Origin of the sequence: Teichococcus aestuarii (assembly GCF_003116135.1) — a bacterium.
In the GTDB taxonomy this organism is placed as follows: Bacteria; Pseudomonadota; Alphaproteobacteria; order Acetobacterales; family Acetobacteraceae; genus Pseudoroseomonas; species Pseudoroseomonas aestuarii.
Window position 1 is genome coordinate 65,796 of record NZ_PDOA01000013.1, and the last position, 14,827, is coordinate 80,622.

General features: G+C 72.4%; 15 protein-coding genes. 6 read left to right on the plus strand and 9 right to left on the minus strand.

The window, feature by feature from the left end:
- Positions 1–103 precede the first annotated feature (103 nt).
- From CR165_RS17340 to CR165_RS17365, 6 genes are all read left to right on the plus strand, one after another.
- The gene (locus CR165_RS17340) at positions 104–865 is read left to right on the plus strand and encodes a FadR/GntR family transcriptional regulator (RefSeq protein WP_109518201.1); all 762 of its coding nucleotides are present in this window, start codon (positions 104–106) and stop codon (positions 863–865) included.
- 51 nt (positions 866–916) lie between these two features.
- Positions 917–2,056 (plus strand): mandelate racemase/muconate lactonizing enzyme family protein, encoded by a 1,140-nt coding sequence (locus CR165_RS17345; RefSeq protein ID WP_109518202.1) that lies wholly within the window; start codon positions 917–919, stop codon positions 2,054–2,056.
- Positions 2,057–2,059: 3 nt separating this feature from the next.
- Positions 2,060–3,052 (plus strand): hydroxyacid dehydrogenase, encoded by a 993-nt coding sequence (locus CR165_RS17350; RefSeq protein WP_109518203.1) that lies wholly within the window; start codon positions 2,060–2,062, stop codon positions 3,050–3,052.
- Complete coding sequence (locus CR165_RS17355) at positions 3,049–4,224, plus strand: mandelate racemase/muconate lactonizing enzyme family protein (protein ID WP_109518204.1); 1,176 nt, start codon at positions 3,049–3,051, stop codon at positions 4,222–4,224. The genes CR165_RS17350 and CR165_RS17355 overlap by 4 nt, the downstream gene beginning before the upstream one ends.
- Positions 4,221–5,360, plus strand: a complete 1,140-nt coding sequence (locus CR165_RS17360) for a mandelate racemase/muconate lactonizing enzyme family protein (RefSeq protein ID WP_109518205.1) — start codon at positions 4,221–4,223, stop codon at positions 5,358–5,360. Before CR165_RS17355 ends, CR165_RS17360 begins: the two co-directional genes overlap by 4 nt.
- 61 nt (positions 5,361–5,421) lie before the next feature.
- Positions 5,422–6,411 (plus strand): Bug family tripartite tricarboxylate transporter substrate binding protein, encoded by a 990-nt coding sequence (locus CR165_RS17365; protein WP_109518206.1) that lies wholly within the window; start codon positions 5,422–5,424, stop codon positions 6,409–6,411.
- A 90-nt stretch (positions 6,412–6,501) separates the two neighbouring features.
- On the opposite strand, the gene hpxZ is transcribed toward CR165_RS17365, so the two are convergent.
- From hpxZ to cpaB, 9 genes are all read right to left on the minus strand, one after another.
- Positions 6,502–6,876: an oxalurate catabolism protein HpxZ gene (hpxZ, locus tag CR165_RS17370; protein WP_109518207.1), complete on the minus strand. Its 375-nt coding sequence runs from the start codon at positions 6,874–6,876 to the stop codon at positions 6,502–6,504.
- 168 nt (positions 6,877–7,044) lie between these two features.
- Positions 7,045–7,731 carry a tetratricopeptide repeat protein gene (locus tag CR165_RS17375; RefSeq protein WP_109518208.1) on the minus strand — a complete coding sequence of 229 codons (687 nt, stop codon included), beginning with the start codon at positions 7,729–7,731 and terminating at the stop codon, positions 7,045–7,047.
- Between the two features lie 8 nt (positions 7,732–7,739).
- A complete protein-coding gene (locus CR165_RS17380) occupies positions 7,740–8,678 on the minus strand; it encodes a type II secretion system F family protein (protein ID WP_109518209.1) in 939 nt (312 codons plus the stop codon).
- A gap of 5 nt (positions 8,679–8,683) precedes the next feature.
- Positions 8,684–9,634 (minus strand): type II secretion system F family protein, encoded by a 951-nt coding sequence (locus CR165_RS17385; RefSeq protein ID WP_146201933.1) that lies wholly within the window; start codon positions 9,632–9,634, stop codon positions 8,684–8,686.
- Positions 9,634–10,980 (minus strand): CpaF family protein, encoded by a 1,347-nt coding sequence (locus CR165_RS17390; RefSeq protein ID WP_109518239.1) that lies wholly within the window; start codon positions 10,978–10,980, stop codon positions 9,634–9,636. The genes CR165_RS17385 and CR165_RS17390 overlap by 1 nt, the downstream gene beginning before the upstream one ends.
- A complete protein-coding gene (locus CR165_RS17395) occupies positions 10,977–12,203 on the minus strand; it encodes an AAA family ATPase (RefSeq protein ID WP_109518211.1) in 1,227 nt (408 codons plus the stop codon). Before CR165_RS17395 ends, CR165_RS17390 begins: the two co-directional genes overlap by 4 nt.
- Positions 12,190–12,456, minus strand: a complete 267-nt coding sequence (locus tag CR165_RS17400; RefSeq protein ID WP_109518212.1) for a hypothetical protein — start codon at positions 12,454–12,456, stop codon at positions 12,190–12,192. The genes CR165_RS17395 and CR165_RS17400 overlap by 14 nt, the downstream gene beginning before the upstream one ends.
- Positions 12,457–12,464: 8 nt before the next feature.
- The gene (locus CR165_RS17405) at positions 12,465–13,979 is read right to left on the minus strand and encodes a type II and III secretion system protein family protein (protein WP_109518213.1); all 1,515 of its coding nucleotides are present in this window, start codon (positions 13,977–13,979) and stop codon (positions 12,465–12,467) included.
- On the minus strand, positions 13,976–14,824 hold the full coding sequence (gene cpaB, locus CR165_RS17410) for a Flp pilus assembly protein CpaB (RefSeq protein WP_109518214.1): 849 nt from the start codon (positions 14,822–14,824) through the stop codon (positions 13,976–13,978). The genes CR165_RS17405 and cpaB overlap by 4 nt, the downstream gene beginning before the upstream one ends.
- Positions 14,825–14,827 lie beyond the last annotated feature (3 nt).

A 14,827-nucleotide genomic window follows, 5' to 3' on the forward strand; every position in this document is an offset into this window, starting at 1 on the left:
GGCGATTTGCAAGGGCATTCCGCGCCTGTTCGGCTCTCCGCCCCGCCTGAGCCGGCGAGAGATTGTCTTGCGGAGGCAATCATATTGGTACTACCACTTTGGCATGACCAAAAGTGCCGAAGCCTCTGGCCCTCTTCACCTCACCTCCGCGCCGCCGCCCGATGAGCGGAGCGGCCTGCTGGGGCGCCTGCTGACCTTCATCGCCTACCACCGCCTTCAGCCCGGCGACCGGCTTCCGGCGGAGCGCGACCTCGCCGAGCGCTTCGGCGTCGGCCGCGGCGCGGTGCGGGAGGCGCTGGTGGTGCTGGAGACGCTGCGCATGGTGGAGCGCCGGCCGAATTCCGGCATCTACCTGCGCGCCGTGGAGAAGCAGGGCTCGATCGAGGCCATCGTGCTGCAGGCCGAGCTGGGCATCCCGCTCACCGGGGCCGAGGTGCGCGAGGTGGTGGAGCTGCGCCGCATCCTGGAGATGCAGGCCATGCGCCTCGCCGCCGAGCGGCGCCATGCGGAGGACATCGCGCGGCTCGACGCGATCCTGGCCACGGGCGAGGGCGCCGTCGCCGCCGGGGATGGCGCACGCTTGGCCGATTACGACGCCGCCTTCCACCTCGCCATGGTGGAGGCCACCGGCAACCACGTCTTCCTGCGCGTGGTGCACGCCTTCTACCTGATGTCCCGCAACCGCCGCCGCGCCTACTTCGCCGACGGGCAGCGCGCCCCCCTCTCGCACGCCCAGCACGTGGCGATGCGCGACGCCGTGGCGGCGGGCGACCCGGACCGTGCCGAGGCCGCCATGGGCAGCCACCTGCGCGGCGTCGAGAGCTACTGGCTGGAGCTGCTGGAGCGCCGCACGCGCGAGGAATGACGGCGGCCCGCGCCAAATGGCCGTGCCGTCCCTGGGAGGAAACAAGAACGCATGAAGATCACCGACGTGACCTGCCACGTCCTGCAATCCAAGGTGGAGCAGCCCTTCACCTCGGCGCGCGGCTGGCTCTACACCACCCGCGCCTCCTGCATCGTCGAGATCGCGACCGATGCGGGCATCACCGGCTGGGGCGAATGCTACGGCCCGGCGGCGGTGAACAAGACCATCATCGAGACGCAGTACCGCCAGCGGGTGATCGGCCGCGACCCCTTCGACGTCGAGGTGGTGTGGGAGGACCTCTACAACCGCATCAAGGATTATGGCCTGACCGGCATGACCATCGCCGCGCTGTCGGGCATCGACATCGCGCTGTGGGACATCATCGGCCGCGCCGTGGGCAAGCCCGTGCACAAGCTGATCGGCGGCGCGCACCGGACGGAGGTGCAGGCCTATGCCACCGGCCTCTACTTCATCGACATGGACCGGCTGGTGGAGGAGGCGGTCGAGGAGGCGGAGGAGTATGTCCAGCAGGGCTTCCGCGCCATCAAGATGAAGATCGGCCTCGGCGACCCGAAGCTCGACCTGCGGCGCGTCGCCGCGGTGCGGCAGGCCATCGGCCCCGACGTGAAGCTCGCGGTGGATGCCAACCACTGCTTCACCGTGCCGCAGGCCATCCGCCTCGGCCGCGCCATGGAGGAGCTGGACCTGCTGTGGTTCGAGGAGCCGATCAGCCCCGAGGACCATGACGGCTATGTGGAGGTGACGCGGGCGCTCGACATGGCGGTGGCCGGCGGCGAGAACGACTTCACCCGCTGGGGCTTCCGCGATGTCATCGCGCGCAAGGCGATGGACATCGTGCAGCCGGATGTCTGCGCCGCGGGCGGCATCAGCGAGTGCCGCAAGATCGCCGCCATGGCCTCGGCGCATGGGGTAGAATGCGTGCCGCACGCCTGGGGCTCGGCCATCGGCCTCGCCGCCACGGTGCAGTTCCTGGCAGCATTGCCGGACACGCCGCCCGCCTTCCGCCCGATGCCGCCGATGCTGGAATTCGAGCAGACGCCGAACCCGCTGCGCGACCACCTGGCGAAGAACCCCATCGTGCAGCAGCGCGGCATCGTGCGCGTGCCCGATGGCCCCGGCCTCGGCATCGAGGTCGATCGCGCGGTGCTCGCCCAGTACAAGGTGGCCTGAGCCATGCTCGTCGCCCTGACCGATCCGATCGACCCCGCCGGCGAGGCCGTGCTGCGGGAGGCCGGCCACGAGGTCGCGCTCGCCCCGCCCGGCGGGCTGGACGCCCTGCTGGCCCGCGCCGAGGCCGTGGTGGTGCGCCGCCAGCTCCCCGACGACCTCTGCGCCCGCGCGCCGCGCCTGCTGGCCGCCGTGCGGCAGGGGGTTGGCGTGGACATGATCCCGATCCCCGACTGCACGGCGCATGGCGTGCTGGTGGCCAATGTACCGGGCGCCAACGCCGATTCGGTCGCCGAGTTCGCCATCGGCCAGATGCTCGCCATCGCCCGCCACGCGGAGGCGATGCACGCCGCGCTGCTGTCGGAGGGCTGGGACAAGGCCCGCGCCCGCACCGCCAGCGCCTTCGAGCTGCGCGGCCGTACGCTCGGCATCGTCGGCGTCGGCGCGGTGGGGCGGCGGCTGGCCGAAATCGCCGGCACCGGCTTCCGCATGCGGGTGCTCGGCCACCGGCGCGACCGCGACGCGCTGCCGCCCGGCGTGGACTACGCCTCCCTGGAGACGCTCTTCGCCGAGAGCGACTTCATCGTGCTCGCCTGCCCGTTGACCGAGGCGACACGCGGCCTCGTCTCCGCCGCGCTGCTGGCGCGGATGCGGCCCGGCGCCTGGCTGCTGAACCTGGCGCGCGGCGCCGTGGTGCAGGAGGAGGCGCTGCTGGAGGCGCTGCGCGCGGGCCGCATCGGCGGCGCCGCGCTCGATGTCTATCCGGTGCAGCCGCTCGCGCCTGACCACAAGCTGCGCGCCCTGCCCAACGTGCTGCTGACGCCGCACGCGGCGGGCCTCAGCCGCGAGGCGGTGCTGCGCATGAGCACGGGCGCCGCCGAGGCGGTGGTGCAGATCCTGCGCGGCGGGCGGCCGCGCAGCCTCGTCAACCCCGAAGCCTGGGAGGCCTCGCGCGCGCGGCGCCGGAGCCTCGGCCATGCGGAGGCCGCCACGGCATGAAGATCTCCCGCGTACAGGCCACCTGGTGCCGCGTGCCGATCCCCGAGGAGCGGCGCTTCACCAGCGATTTCGGCCTCGTCTCCACCTTCGATTCCGTCATCGTGCGGATCGACACCGAATGCGGCCTGACCGGCTGGGGCGAGGCCAAGGCGGGGGTGGGCAGCGCCGCCGCCTGCGCCGGCCTCGCCGCCATCATCAACCTCGACTACGCGCCGCTGCTGCTGGGCCAGGACCCGCGCGACATCTCCCGCCTGTGGGACGTGATGTACAACACCCCGCGCGAGGGCTACGCCGTCGCCGGTGGCTACGCGCTGCCGCAGCTCGGCCGGCGCGGCCTCTCCATCGCCGCCATCGCCGGCGTCGACATCGCGCTGTGGGACATCCTCGGCAAGTCGCTGGGCGCGCCGGTCTGGCGGCTGCTCGGCGGGCGGCGGGCGGAGCGGATGCCGGCCTATGCCTCGGGCGGCTGGGCCGACGTCACGAAGATCGGCGCGCAGCTCAAGGGCTATTGCGACAAGGCCGGCTTCCGCGCCGTGAAGATGCGGGTCGGCGTCATGGATGGCTCGCCCGCCCGCTCCGCCGCCCGGGTGCGCGCGGCGCGGGAGGCGCTGGGGCCGGAGATCCGCCTGATGGCCGATGCGCACGGCACCTGGACGGTGGCCGAGGCGCGCGCCTTCTGCCGCATGGTCGAGGATTGCGACCTGTTCTGGTTCGAGGAGCCGTGCAGCGCCGACGACAAGGCCGGCACGGCGGAGGTGCGCCGCTGCTCCACCGTGCCGGTCAGCGCCGGCGAGAGCGAGTTCACCCGCCACGATTTCCGCGAGCTGGCGGAGCTGCGCGCGGTGGACGTGATGCAGCCCGACCTCGCCATTGCCGGCGGCATCACCGAGGGGCTGCGCATCGCCGGCATCGCCGCGGCCTACAACCTCCGCCTCGCGCCGCATCTCTGGTCCGGCGCGCCGGCCTTCGCCGCCGGACTGCACCTCGCCGCCACGCAGAGCGCCGGCTTCATCCTGGAATACTCGCTCGGCCACAACCCGATGCTGCACGAGCTGATCGAGGAGAGCTTTCCGGTGGAGGACGGGCATGTCGCCATCCCCGACCGGCCGGGGCTCGGCATCACCGTGCGGGAATCCTTCCTGCGCGAATACGGCCAGGGGAGCTGCCCATGAAGATCGCGAACATCGAGGCCTTCCCCACCTCCTTCCCGGTGCCGGAGGGGGCGGGCGTCTCGCTCGGCGTCGGCCGCGCCGTGAAGCGGGACGCGGTGGTGGTGAAGGTCACCACCGATGACGGGCTGGTGGGCTGGGGCGAGAGCCACCACGGCCGCGCCCACACCGCCGTCGCCGCCCTGTTGCAGACCACGCTGAAGCGGCTGGTGCTGGGCATGGAGGCCACCGACACGGTGGGCGTCTGGCAGAAGATCTATCGCGGCCAGCTCGCCAGCCACGGCATGGGAGCGGGCTGCGCGCTGGCCATGTCCGGGCTCGACATGGCGCTGTGGGACATCCGCGGCAAGGCGGCGGGGCTGCCGCTCTACAAGCTTCTGGGCGGTGCCGCGCGCGCGGTGCCGGCCTATGCCGGTGGCGTGGCGCTCGGCTACCAGCCGCCGGAGGAACTCGTGGCGGAGGCCGCGCCGCATCTGGAGGCCGGCTACCGCGCGGTGAAGCTGCGCATCGGCGACACCGTGGCGAAGGACATCGCCCGCATGGAGGCGGTGCGGACGGCGTTCGGCGACGGCATCGACATCCTGGCCGATGCCAACACCGCCTACAGCCTCGCCGATGTGCGGCGCGTGATGCCGGCGATGGACGACCTGCAGATGGGCTGGCTGGAGGAGCCCTTCCCGCCGCACGACCGGCACGACTACGCCGTGGCGCGCGGCTACGGCACCACGCCGCTGGCGGCGGGAGAGAATCATTTCACCCGCTTCGAGTTCGCGCCGCTGCTCGAGGATGGCGCCATCGGCATCTGGCAGCCGGACCTCTCGAAATGCGGCGGCATCACCGAGGCGCTGCGCATCGCCGCCATCGCCTCGGCGCACAAGATCGCGGTGCATCCGCACAGCTCGATGACCGGGCTGAACCAGGCGGCCAGCATCCACTTCCTCTGCGCCATCGACAATGCCGGCTACTTCGAGGCCGACGTCTCGCGCGGCAATTTGTTCCGGGATGCGCTGGTCAGCGAGCCCTGGCGCATCGGCGCGGATGGCTGCGTCCGCCCGCCCGAGGCCCCCGGCATCGGCCTCTCGGTCGATGAGGACTGGCTGCGGGCCCATCCCGCCATCGAGGGGCCCGGCTACGTGTGAAGCATTGATCCGGCGCGACCGCCCCGGCACGAGGGCGGCGCGCCCCCAACAGGAGGCGTCCATGACACAGAATTCCCGGCGGAGCCTGCTCCGCCGCCTCGCGCTCGCCGCGCTCGCGGCCTGCGCACCCCTCGCGGCCGGCGCGGCCGAGCCGGCCTTCCCGGCGCGCGAGATCCGGTTCCTCAACCCCTTCGCGCCGGGCGGGACCTCCGACCTCCTCGGCCGCATCCTGGCCGAGCAGCTCACCCGGCAGGTCGGCCAGAACGTGGTCGTGGAGAACAAGACCGGCGCCGGCGGCATCGTCGCCACCCAGGAGCTGGCGCGCAGCGCCCCGGATGGCCACACGATGCTGCTGGCCTCCATGGGCATCCTGACCATCACGCCACAGATGCAGGCCGTGCCCTACGACGTGCGCAAGGACCTGATCCCGGTCGCCAATGTCGCCTCGGTCTACAACATCCTGGTGACCGGGCCGCGCTCCCAGATCCGCTCCTGGCAGGACCTGGCGCGGATCGGCCGGGAGCGGCCGCGCGACCTGAGCTGCGCCACGGTGGGCGCCGGCTCCAGCCAGCAGCTCTCCTGCGTCCTGTTCTCCGCCCTCACCGGGGCGCAGCTCACCCAGGTGCCCTACCGGGGTGGCGCGCCGGCCATCCTCGACATCGCCAGCGGCCGTGTCGACGTGATGTTCGGCAACATGCCGGAATTCCTGGGGCAGATCCGCGATGGCGGGCTGCGCGCCGTGGCCTATGGCGCGCAATCGGCCTCTCCCCTGATGCCGGAGCTGCCGGTGATCTCGAAGGACGGGCTGCCGGGCTTCGTCATCCCCAGCTGGTTCGGCGTGGTGCTGCCGGGCGGCACGCCGCAGCCGATCGTGGACCGGTGGAACACGGAGCTGAACCGCGCCCTGGCCGCGCCGGAGGTGCAGCGCCGCTTCACCGAGAACGGGCTGGAACGCATCGGCGGCTCGCGCGACGACTTCCAGGGCCATATCGAGGCGGCCCGCGCGCGGTGGGGCGCCATCATCCGCGAGCACAACATCCGCCCGGACTGAACGGCCACCGCATCGCCGGGGGCAACGGGGGCCTGGGTGCGCCATCGCCCAGGCCCTGCGCCGCCCCCCGCACCGCGCCCGGCGCCGCCGTCACTCCAGGAAGGACACATGCGCGGCGACGACGCGCCAACCCTCCGGCATTCGCGCCCAGCTCTGGCTCTGCCGCCCGATGCGGGGATTGCCGGGGCGCTGGAATTCCGTGTTGGCCGTGGCGAAGTCGCGGCCATAGGTGGTGATGACGGTCCGGGCCAGCGTGCGCTCCAGCCCCTGGGAGGGGCGCGCGGCGCGGAAGGCGGCGATCGCCGCGTGGCCGTAGAGGTTCTCGGTGGCGCCGTAGCGCAGCGTATGCGGGCTGTTCCAGAAGCTCTCGTCCAGCGCCGCCACGTCGTTGCCCACCAGCGCCGCCTCGTAGCGCTGGAAGGCTGCCGTCACCTCGGCCACCACGTCCGGCATGTTGATGTCCATGAAGCCTGCTCCTGGGCTGTGCCTTGAGATCCGGCTGGGCCGGAGAGGGCCAGTCTGTCCTCCAGAGCCGGAGAGGAAAAGGCGGCCCGGCTGGCACCCCGGAAACCCATCGAGCCGTGGAATCGCGGCAGCATCAAAGCCCAAGAGGCTGGTTCATAGATCCTGGGCCTAGCGCAGCGCCGCCGCCAAGGCGTTCAGGTCCGGCTCTGCCGCTTCCTGCCCCGCCGCTGCACGGGCGATGGCATGGTTCTGCTGTACCCGCTCCGGCGCCCCGGGCCGATCCAGCCGTCCGAAAAGCGCCGCCGCCGTGTTGGCATCCCCCGCCAACAGGGTGGAGAGCGCCAAGTTGTTGGCCGCGGCGATATTCCCCGGCTCGATCGTCTGTACCGTCCGGTAGCTTTGCTGTGCCTCGACGTGCCGGCCCAGCAGGTCCAATGCCACGCCCTGGCCGTTGAGCGACAAGACATCCCCGGGCGCACGCGCCAGCAACTGGCGGTAGCTGGCCAGGGCTGCCTCAGCCTGCCCCAGAGCCAACTGCACCCGGGCGCCGGCTGCCAGCAGAACGGGATCCTGCGGATGGCGGCGGCTCGCTTCCTTCAGCACGTGCAGGGCCTGGTCCGGCTGGCCATACTCCAGCAGGGCATGGGCATAGCGTGCCTGCACCTCGGCCCGGTCCGGCGCCTGGGCCGCGGCGGCGGCATACAGGGAAAGCGCCACATCCTCCTGTCCTGCCTGCTCGGCGACCGCAGCCACCCGCATGCGCGTCGCCACCTCGTCGCGCCGAGCCGAACTGGCGCAGCCGGCGAGCAGCAACGGGCAGAAGAGCAGCAGCAGGCGGCTGATGGTGTGTGGCATGGCGGGACTTAGCCTCCGCTGAAATGAGAAATGATCCGGATGGCGGAGGGGCCGATCAGGACAATGAACAGGCAGGGCAGAATAAAGAGCACGAGCGGCAGAACCAGCAGGGCCGGCAGCCGCGCAGCACGCTCCTCCAGCTTGGTCATGCGCTCCTGCCGCATCTCGGCGGCCAGCACGCGCAGCGCCTGGGCCAGCGGCGTGCCATAGCGCAACGTCTGCGACAGGGTGGCGGAGAGACGCTGGAAGCTTTCCACGCCCGTACGCTCGCCCAGGCGCATCAACGCCTCCCGCCGGTCCGGCAACATGCGCAGCTCCTGGGTCAGCAGAGCCAGCTCCAGGGCGATGGTGGGGTTGGAGAATTCGAGCTCCCGCGCCACACGCTCCACCGCACTGTCCAGGCCAAGGCCGGATTCGGCGCAGACCACCAGCAGGTCCAGCGCATCCGGCAGGCCCCGCTCCAGGGCCGCGACATAGGGGCGGCGCAGCATGGCCACCACCCAGCCCGGCAGCAGGATACCCAGCACCAGGCCCGCGGCCGGCAGCATCCATTGCATCTGCCCCCCGGCGATGCGGCCGATGAACCAGCCCAGAGCCGGCAGCGCCAGCACCGCCACCAGCTTCACGCCCAGGAAGGTGGAAACGGCACGATGCGGGTTGAAGCCGGCCGCGCCCACGGCGCGCTCCAGCTCCGCGATATCCTTGGCCGAGAACAGCGCCGTCTGCCGCAGCAATTCGCCGAGGCGCTGCAAGGCCTTGCCCAGCGGATGCAGCGCGCTGGCGGCGCGGCGGCCATCGGGCGTGGCGGGGCGCGTCACCTGCCGGATACGTCTGGCATAGCCGCGCTCCCGCGCCTCGGCATGCAGCAGCAGCGTGGCGATGACGACGAGCAGCAGCGCGCCGCCGCCCGCGAGGCCCGCCAGGATCAGCGAGGAGGTGCCCGCCATGCCCCTCACTCGCTCGTATTTTTGCGGATGAGCCAGCGGATGGTCAGCAGGCCCATGCCCAGCAAGGTCAGGGCCGCCATCAGCAATGCCTGGCCGGAAGGGGTGGTGAAGAAAATCTCCAGATAGCCAGGCTGCAGGAAGGAAAGGCCAAGCCCGGCCAGGAAGGGCAGGATGGCGAGGATCAGCGCGGACATGCGTGCCTCCGCCGCCAGGGCACGGGCGCGGCTGCGCATGGCCACGCGCTTGCGCACCATGTCCGCCAGCGTATCCAGCGCCGCCGTCAGGCTGCCGCCGGTCTGCGCCTGCAGGCCGATCATGACGGAGAAGAAGGCGTATTCGGACAGCCGCGTGCGCTCGTAGAGGCTCCAGAGCGCCGTCTCGGCGGAACGCCCGATGGCGATCTCACCCACGACGCGTCCGAAAGCCTCCCGCGTGGGAGAGGGCATTTCCCGGGCGATGCTGCGCAGCGCCTCGGTCATCGGCAGCCCGGCGCGCACACCGCGGACGATGACGCCCAGCGCATCCGGCAACTGGCGGAACAACGCATTGGTGTAACGGCGGTGCTGCCAGAGGAAGATGCTGCGGATGGCCAGGACGCCGCTGGCGGCACCGGCCACGCCGCCGGGGCCCGTGCCCAGATAGGCCGAGGCCCGCCAGAAGCCCAGCAGCCCCACCGCCGCCCCCGCCGCCAGCACCACCATCCAGGGGATGGTGTGCTCGGCCGGGTTGTCCGGATGGTAGCTGACCAGGCGGAAGATGCGCCGCAGCATCGGGTTGCCGCCGCGTGGCGCCACGCGGATGCTGGGCATGCGCGGGACGGCCGTGGCCGACGGCGCGGCCACGGCCCGCGCGCCCTGCACGCGGGCCCGCATCCTGTCCTGCGCGCCGCTGCGCAGCAGCACCGTGGCGGCCGCGGCCCACAGAGCCACCGCCATCGCCAGGAGCAGCGCCGGCATCATTCCGGCAGCTCCTGCAACGCGTCCATCCAGCTGCGCTCCAGGCCGTAATAGCGCAGCTTCTCGGAAAAGCCGGGGCGCGTGCGCGGGCTGACATAGCGGCCGAGCAGCCGCCCATTCGCGTCCTCGCCCTCGAAATTGTAGGTGAACACCTCGTTCATGGTGATCACATCGCCTTCCAGCCCGCAGATCTCCGAGATCTGCGACACGCGGCGGACGCCGTCGCGCATGCGCTCCACCTGGATGATGAGATCGACGGCACTGGCGATCTGCGTGCGGATGGCGCGCGGCGGCAGCGACATGCTGCCCATCTGCACCATGTTCTCGATACGCGTCACCGCGTCGCGCGTGGTGTTGGCGTGCACGGTGCAGACCGAGCCGTCATGGCCGGTGTTCATGGCCTGCAGCATGTCGAACGCCTCCGAGCCGCGCACCTCGCCGACGATGATGCGGTCGGGGCGCATGCGCAGGGCGTTCTTCATCAGGTCGCGCTGCGTGATCTCGCCCTTGCCTTCGAGGTTCGGCGGGCGCGTCTCCAGCCGCACCACATGCGGCTGCTGGAGCTGCAGCTCGGCCGCGTCCTCGATGGTGACGATGCGCTCCTCGTGGTCGATCAGCCGGCTCAGCGCGTTCATCATCGTCGTCTTGCCGGAGCCGGTGCCGCCGGAGACGACGATGTTCAGGCGGCAGCGCGCGGCGATCTCCAGCACCCGCGCCACCTGCGGGATCATGCTGCCATTCGCCACCATCACCGAGAAGTCGATCTTCTTCTTGGAGAACTTGCGGATGGAAAGGCAGGGCCCGTCCAGCGCCAGCGGCGGGAACACGACGTTGACGCGGCTGCCATCGGCCAGGCGGCAATCCAGCAGGGGGCTGGATTCGTCGACACGGCGGCCCACCGCGGACGCCATCTTCTGCGCGATGTTCGCCACCTGCGCCGCGTCGCGGAAGCGCACATCGGAGAGGCGCATGCGGCCGCGCACCTCGATGAACACCCTGTCGGGGCCATTGACCATGATGTCGCTGATGCTGTCGTCCTGCAGCAGCGGCTCGAGCGGCCCGTAGCCGATCATGTCATGCGTCAGCTCCTCGGCCAGCCGCGCCTGCTCGCGCGCCGACAGCTCCAGCCGCTGGCGGTCGGCGACCTCGTGCACAAGGGCTTCCAGCTGGGCGCGCAGGGCCGGCGCCGGCAATTCGGCGGCGACGGTGGGATCGATGCGGTCCATCACCTGGCTGCGCAGGCGGAAGAGCGGCGCCTCGCGCGTGGCTTCCCGCGGCACGGCGCCGGGGGCGGGCTCGTTCGCGGGTGCGGGCGGCGCCTCGGCGCGGCGGCCGAAAGTCTTCATCGCCGCCACAGCCGCGCCAGCCGGCGCAGCCCTCCCTCCTCGGCGGCGGCGCCCGCGCCGGAGATCTCACGCGTCAGGGGCGTCAGGGCGCGGCGGAAGCCGGCGCTGTCATGCAAGGCGGGGCGGCCCAGATTCATGGCTTTCGGAACCTGACCAGGAAAATCGGGGATGAGGATGTCGGGCGCGCTCCCCAGCCCTTCCGCGACCAGGGCATTGCCGAGCCCGCCGCGCAGCCCCGCGCGGTTCAGCACCAGCAGGGGAGTGGCGCCACTGGCCAGGGCCGCGACCATGCGGCGGCCGGCCCCGGCGTCGCGGATGCTCGCGACATCCGGCCCCATCACCAGGATGCGGTGCCGCGCCAGGGCGATCACGCGCCGCTCCATCACGCCCGGCGGATGGGGCAGATCGACGACGATGGTGTTGAAACGGGAACGGAGAAGCTCCAGCAGCCGGGTGATGCCGGCCTCCGTGGGGGCGGGGCTGGATTCGAGGGCCTCGTCCGCCGCCACCACGCGGAAGCGGTCGGAGACCGGGATGGAGACGCGGTCGAGGAAAAGCGCATCCACACGGTCCGGCTCCTCGAGCGCCACGCGCAGGCCGGCGCCGGGGCGGGCGCCGAGCGAGAGCGCCGCGCTGCCGCCGCGCAGATGCAGGTCCAGCAGCGCGACATGGCCGCGCGTGGTCTCCGACAGGTGCAGCGCCAGGTTGGTGGCGATGGTGGTGGCGCCGACGCCGCCGCGCAGGCCGCTGACGGCGACGATCTGCCCGCCGCGTGGCGTGGCGGGGCCGTGGCTGCCGCCCGCGGAGAGCAGCTCCGCCAGCGGCGGGCCGAACAGGCGGCTGACATTGTCGCGGGTCAGCGGCTTGTAGATGTATTCCTCGACGCCGAGGTCGCGCGTGATGCCGCGGTAGAAGCTGAGGTCGTTGCGGTCGCCCACCACCAGCACGCGCACATCGGGGCTGCAGACCGTGGCCAGCCGGTCCAGCGCCTCGGCCGCGTCGTCGACGCCGGAGATGTCGACGATCAGCAGGCGCGGGGTTTCCTCCCGCTCCAGCGCGCGGGCGGCCGTGCGGACATTGCCGCGCCGCACCGGCACCGCATCCATCCATTCCGCCAGCCCGCCGCGCAGCGCCGCCTCGTCCGCCTCCTCCGCCAGGAAGGCGAGCAGGACGGGGCGCTCCGCCGCGCCGCCGGTGCCGCGCGCCGTCTCAGCGGCCGACACTGCCCGCTCCCGAGCCGCGGGGGTCCAGCAGCGGATAGGCCTTGCCCTGGCGCAGCCGCTGCACGGCGGCGGCGGCGGTGTCGGCATGGCTATCCGTGGCGCCGATGCCCCGGCGCTCATGCGCGGGGTCGGCCATCATGGCGCGCAGGTTCCGGTCGTTGACGCCGCCGGCCTGCCAGGTGCCAGGGCGGGCGACCGGGTCGGCGCAGCCGGCCAGCAGCAGGGCGGCCGCGAAACCCAGGGGCTTGAGCATGTCAGGGGCTACTCCAGCATGAAGCCGGCATTGGCCGGCCGGCGCAGCACCGGCGGCTGCGCGCCACGGGCGATCTGCCGCCGCTCCAGCACGCGCTCCAGATCCGTCGCCGGGCGGAAGCCGTCCGTCGGCGCCGCCAGCAGCGCGGGGTCGGAGACCGGGCGGACGACATAGGGGGTGACGATGATCACCAGCTCGCTCTCGCTGCGCTGGAACTGGTCGGAGCGGAAGAGCGGGCCGAGGATCGGCAGGTCGCTCAGCCCCGCCAGCCCCTGCTGCACCTGGCTGCTGTTGCGGGTCAGCAGGCCGGCGATGGCGAAGCTCTGGCCGCTGCCCAGCTCCACCGTCGTCTCGGCGCGGCGGACGGTGAGGGCCGGGATCTGCACGGAGCCGCCGACGATCGGCACGCTGATGGCGCCGTTCTGCGACAATTCGCTGACTTCCGGACGGATGCGCAGCGTCATCCGGTCCACCGACAGCACAGTGGGCACGAAGGAGAGGCTGACGCCGAAGGGCTTGAACTCCACCGAGATCTGCCCGGTGTCGCTGGCGGCGACCGGCAGCGGGAACTCGCCGCCCGCCAGGAAGCTGGCCGTCTCGCCGGACTGCGCCGTCAGGTTCGGCTCGGCGAGGATGGTGATCAGCTGGTCGGCCGCGAGCGCGTCGATCACGCCGTTGATGTCGAGGCGCGAGGTGCGGATGCCGCCGGCGATGCGCCCGGCGGCGGCCGCGCTGCTCAGGGCGCCGGCGCCGCTGGCCACCGCGCCGGCGACGCTGCTGGCCGAGGGACCGCTGCGCAGCCCGAAGGCGAAGCTGCCGACGGAGCCGAGCGCCTGCCAGTTCAGGCCCAGCTCCCGGGTGATCTGGCGGGAGATCTCGGCGATGCGGACCCGCACATTCACCTGCGTGCTGCCGCGCACCGCCAGGGCGTTCTCCACCGCCCGCTCCTTGCCGCCGAAGGCGGCGGCCAGGGCCAGGGCGCGGCTGGCCTCGGAGGGGCTGGCCACGCTGCCCTCCAGCACGATGGCCGAGGCGGTGACGCGGAGGCGCAGGCCCTGCAGGCCCGGCACCGCCTCCCGCAGGGCGGCTTCCAGAGCCGCCGCGTTCAGCGGCGCGGCGGCGGGGGTGGCGGGCGCCAGGGGTGTCAGCACCGCCGGGTTGCCGCCGGCCGGCGCGACACTCCCCCGCACGGCGATATCGTATTGCGCCACCAGCGAGCCATCCTCGGCCGTGGCGATCAGGGTGGTGCGCCCCTCCGCCACGCCCATGACGAAGAGGCGCGTGGGCGAGGTGGGCTGCACCCGGGCGATGCGCGGATCGGCGGCGATCACCGTGCTGGCCGGGCGCGGCAGGGTGAGAAGCTGGCCTGTGCCGGCCTCCAGCCGCGCGCTGCCCATCAGCGGCGCCGTCGGGCCGGCCGGCGCCACGGTCGGCAGCGCCGGCTGCACCGGCTGCGCCAGGGCCAACCCTGGCAGGAGCAGCAGGCCGGCCATGCCCAGCAGCCGGGGTGGGAAGCCGGTCATCGGAAGGTCAGGTCCTGTGCCTCGCCGCCCTGGATCACGCGCATGCGGGTGACTGCTCCCTGTTCGGTCTGTGAAAGCGCGCTGGAGACATCGGCGCCGAAGACGGCAGCCCGCGCCGCGGCGGGTTCGGCCACGGCCGCCTCCTCCATGGCGCGGACGGTGATGGCGAGCCGGCCCAGACGGCTGGCCACCGCCACCCGCTCGGCCTCCCGCGTGGAGACTTCCAGCGTCACGGTGCTCGCCACGCTGCGGGTGGCGGATTCGGCGCTGGCACCTTGCGTCATCTTCTGGTCCACGGCGATGACGCGGATATCCGTCAGCACCGTCTCCGCCACCACGCGGCGGTCGAGCGGGGCCTGGGAGGCGTCGAGCTCCTGGGTCAGGATCAGGTCCACCTGGTCGCCGGGCCAGATCAGCCCGGCGGCGCCGGTCACGGCGTCGACGCCCACGGAGATGGCGCGCCGGCCCGGGCGCAGCACGGCGGCGAGGAAGCCGCGGTCGCGCGGGCGCAGCACATCGGCGCGGGAGAGCGGCGCGCCGGCCTCGCGGTACTGGCGCAGCATGGCGCCCTGCAGCTCGGCGCGCTCTTCCGGCGTGTCGCGCAGCGCGTCGCCGGATGCGGCCTCGGGCGGCACCTCACGCACCACCCAGTCGCCTTCCTTCAGCAGCGATCCCGCCAGAAGAGGACGGGCCGCGACCAGCACGCGCAGGCGAGTGGGAGCCGGCGGTTCTGCGGCGGCGGCGGAGGCGGCCGCGATCGGCGCGGGCGGCTGCACCGCTCGCCAGGCAACCAGCCCGAGGCCGGCCGCTGTCAGGAGCAGGAGCAGGACGAGGAAGAGCCGCATCGT

Coding starts and splice junctions, on each gene's coding strand:
- CR165_RS17340 (WP_109518201.1), top strand. CDS start 104: ATGACCAAAAGTGCCGAAGCCTCTGGCCCTCTTCACCTCACCTCCGCG.
- CR165_RS17345 (WP_109518202.1), top strand. CDS start 917: ATGAAGATCACCGACGTGACCTGCCACGTCCTGCAATCCAAGGTGGAG.
- CR165_RS17350 (WP_109518203.1), top strand. CDS start 2,060: ATGCTCGTCGCCCTGACCGATCCGATCGACCCCGCCGGCGAGGCCGTG.
- CR165_RS17355 (WP_109518204.1), top strand. CDS start 3,049: ATGAAGATCTCCCGCGTACAGGCCACCTGGTGCCGCGTGCCGATCCCC.
- CR165_RS17360 (WP_109518205.1), top strand. CDS start 4,221: ATGAAGATCGCGAACATCGAGGCCTTCCCCACCTCCTTCCCGGTGCCG.
- CR165_RS17365 (WP_109518206.1), top strand. CDS start 5,422: ATGACACAGAATTCCCGGCGGAGCCTGCTCCGCCGCCTCGCGCTCGCC.
- hpxZ (WP_109518207.1), bottom strand. CDS start 6,876: ATGGACATCAACATGCCGGACGTGGTGGCCGAGGTGACGGCAGCCTTC.
- CR165_RS17375 (WP_109518208.1), bottom strand. CDS start 7,731: ATGCCACACACCATCAGCCGCCTGCTGCTGCTCTTCTGCCCGTTGCTG.
- CR165_RS17380 (WP_109518209.1), bottom strand. CDS start 8,678: ATGGCGGGCACCTCCTCGCTGATCCTGGCGGGCCTCGCGGGCGGCGGC.
- CR165_RS17385 (WP_146201933.1), bottom strand. CDS start 9,634: ATGCCGGCGCTGCTCCTGGCGATGGCGGTGGCTCTGTGGGCCGCGGCC.
- CR165_RS17390 (WP_109518239.1), bottom strand. CDS start 10,980: ATGAAGACTTTCGGCCGCCGCGCCGAGGCGCCGCCCGCACCCGCGAAC.
- CR165_RS17400 (WP_109518212.1), bottom strand. CDS start 12,456: ATGCTCAAGCCCCTGGGTTTCGCGGCCGCCCTGCTGCTGGCCGGCTGC.
- CR165_RS17405 (WP_109518213.1), bottom strand. CDS start 13,979: ATGACCGGCTTCCCACCCCGGCTGCTGGGCATGGCCGGCCTGCTGCTC.
- cpaB (WP_109518214.1), bottom strand. CDS start 14,824: ATGCGGCTCTTCCTCGTCCTGCTCCTGCTCCTGACAGCGGCCGGCCTC.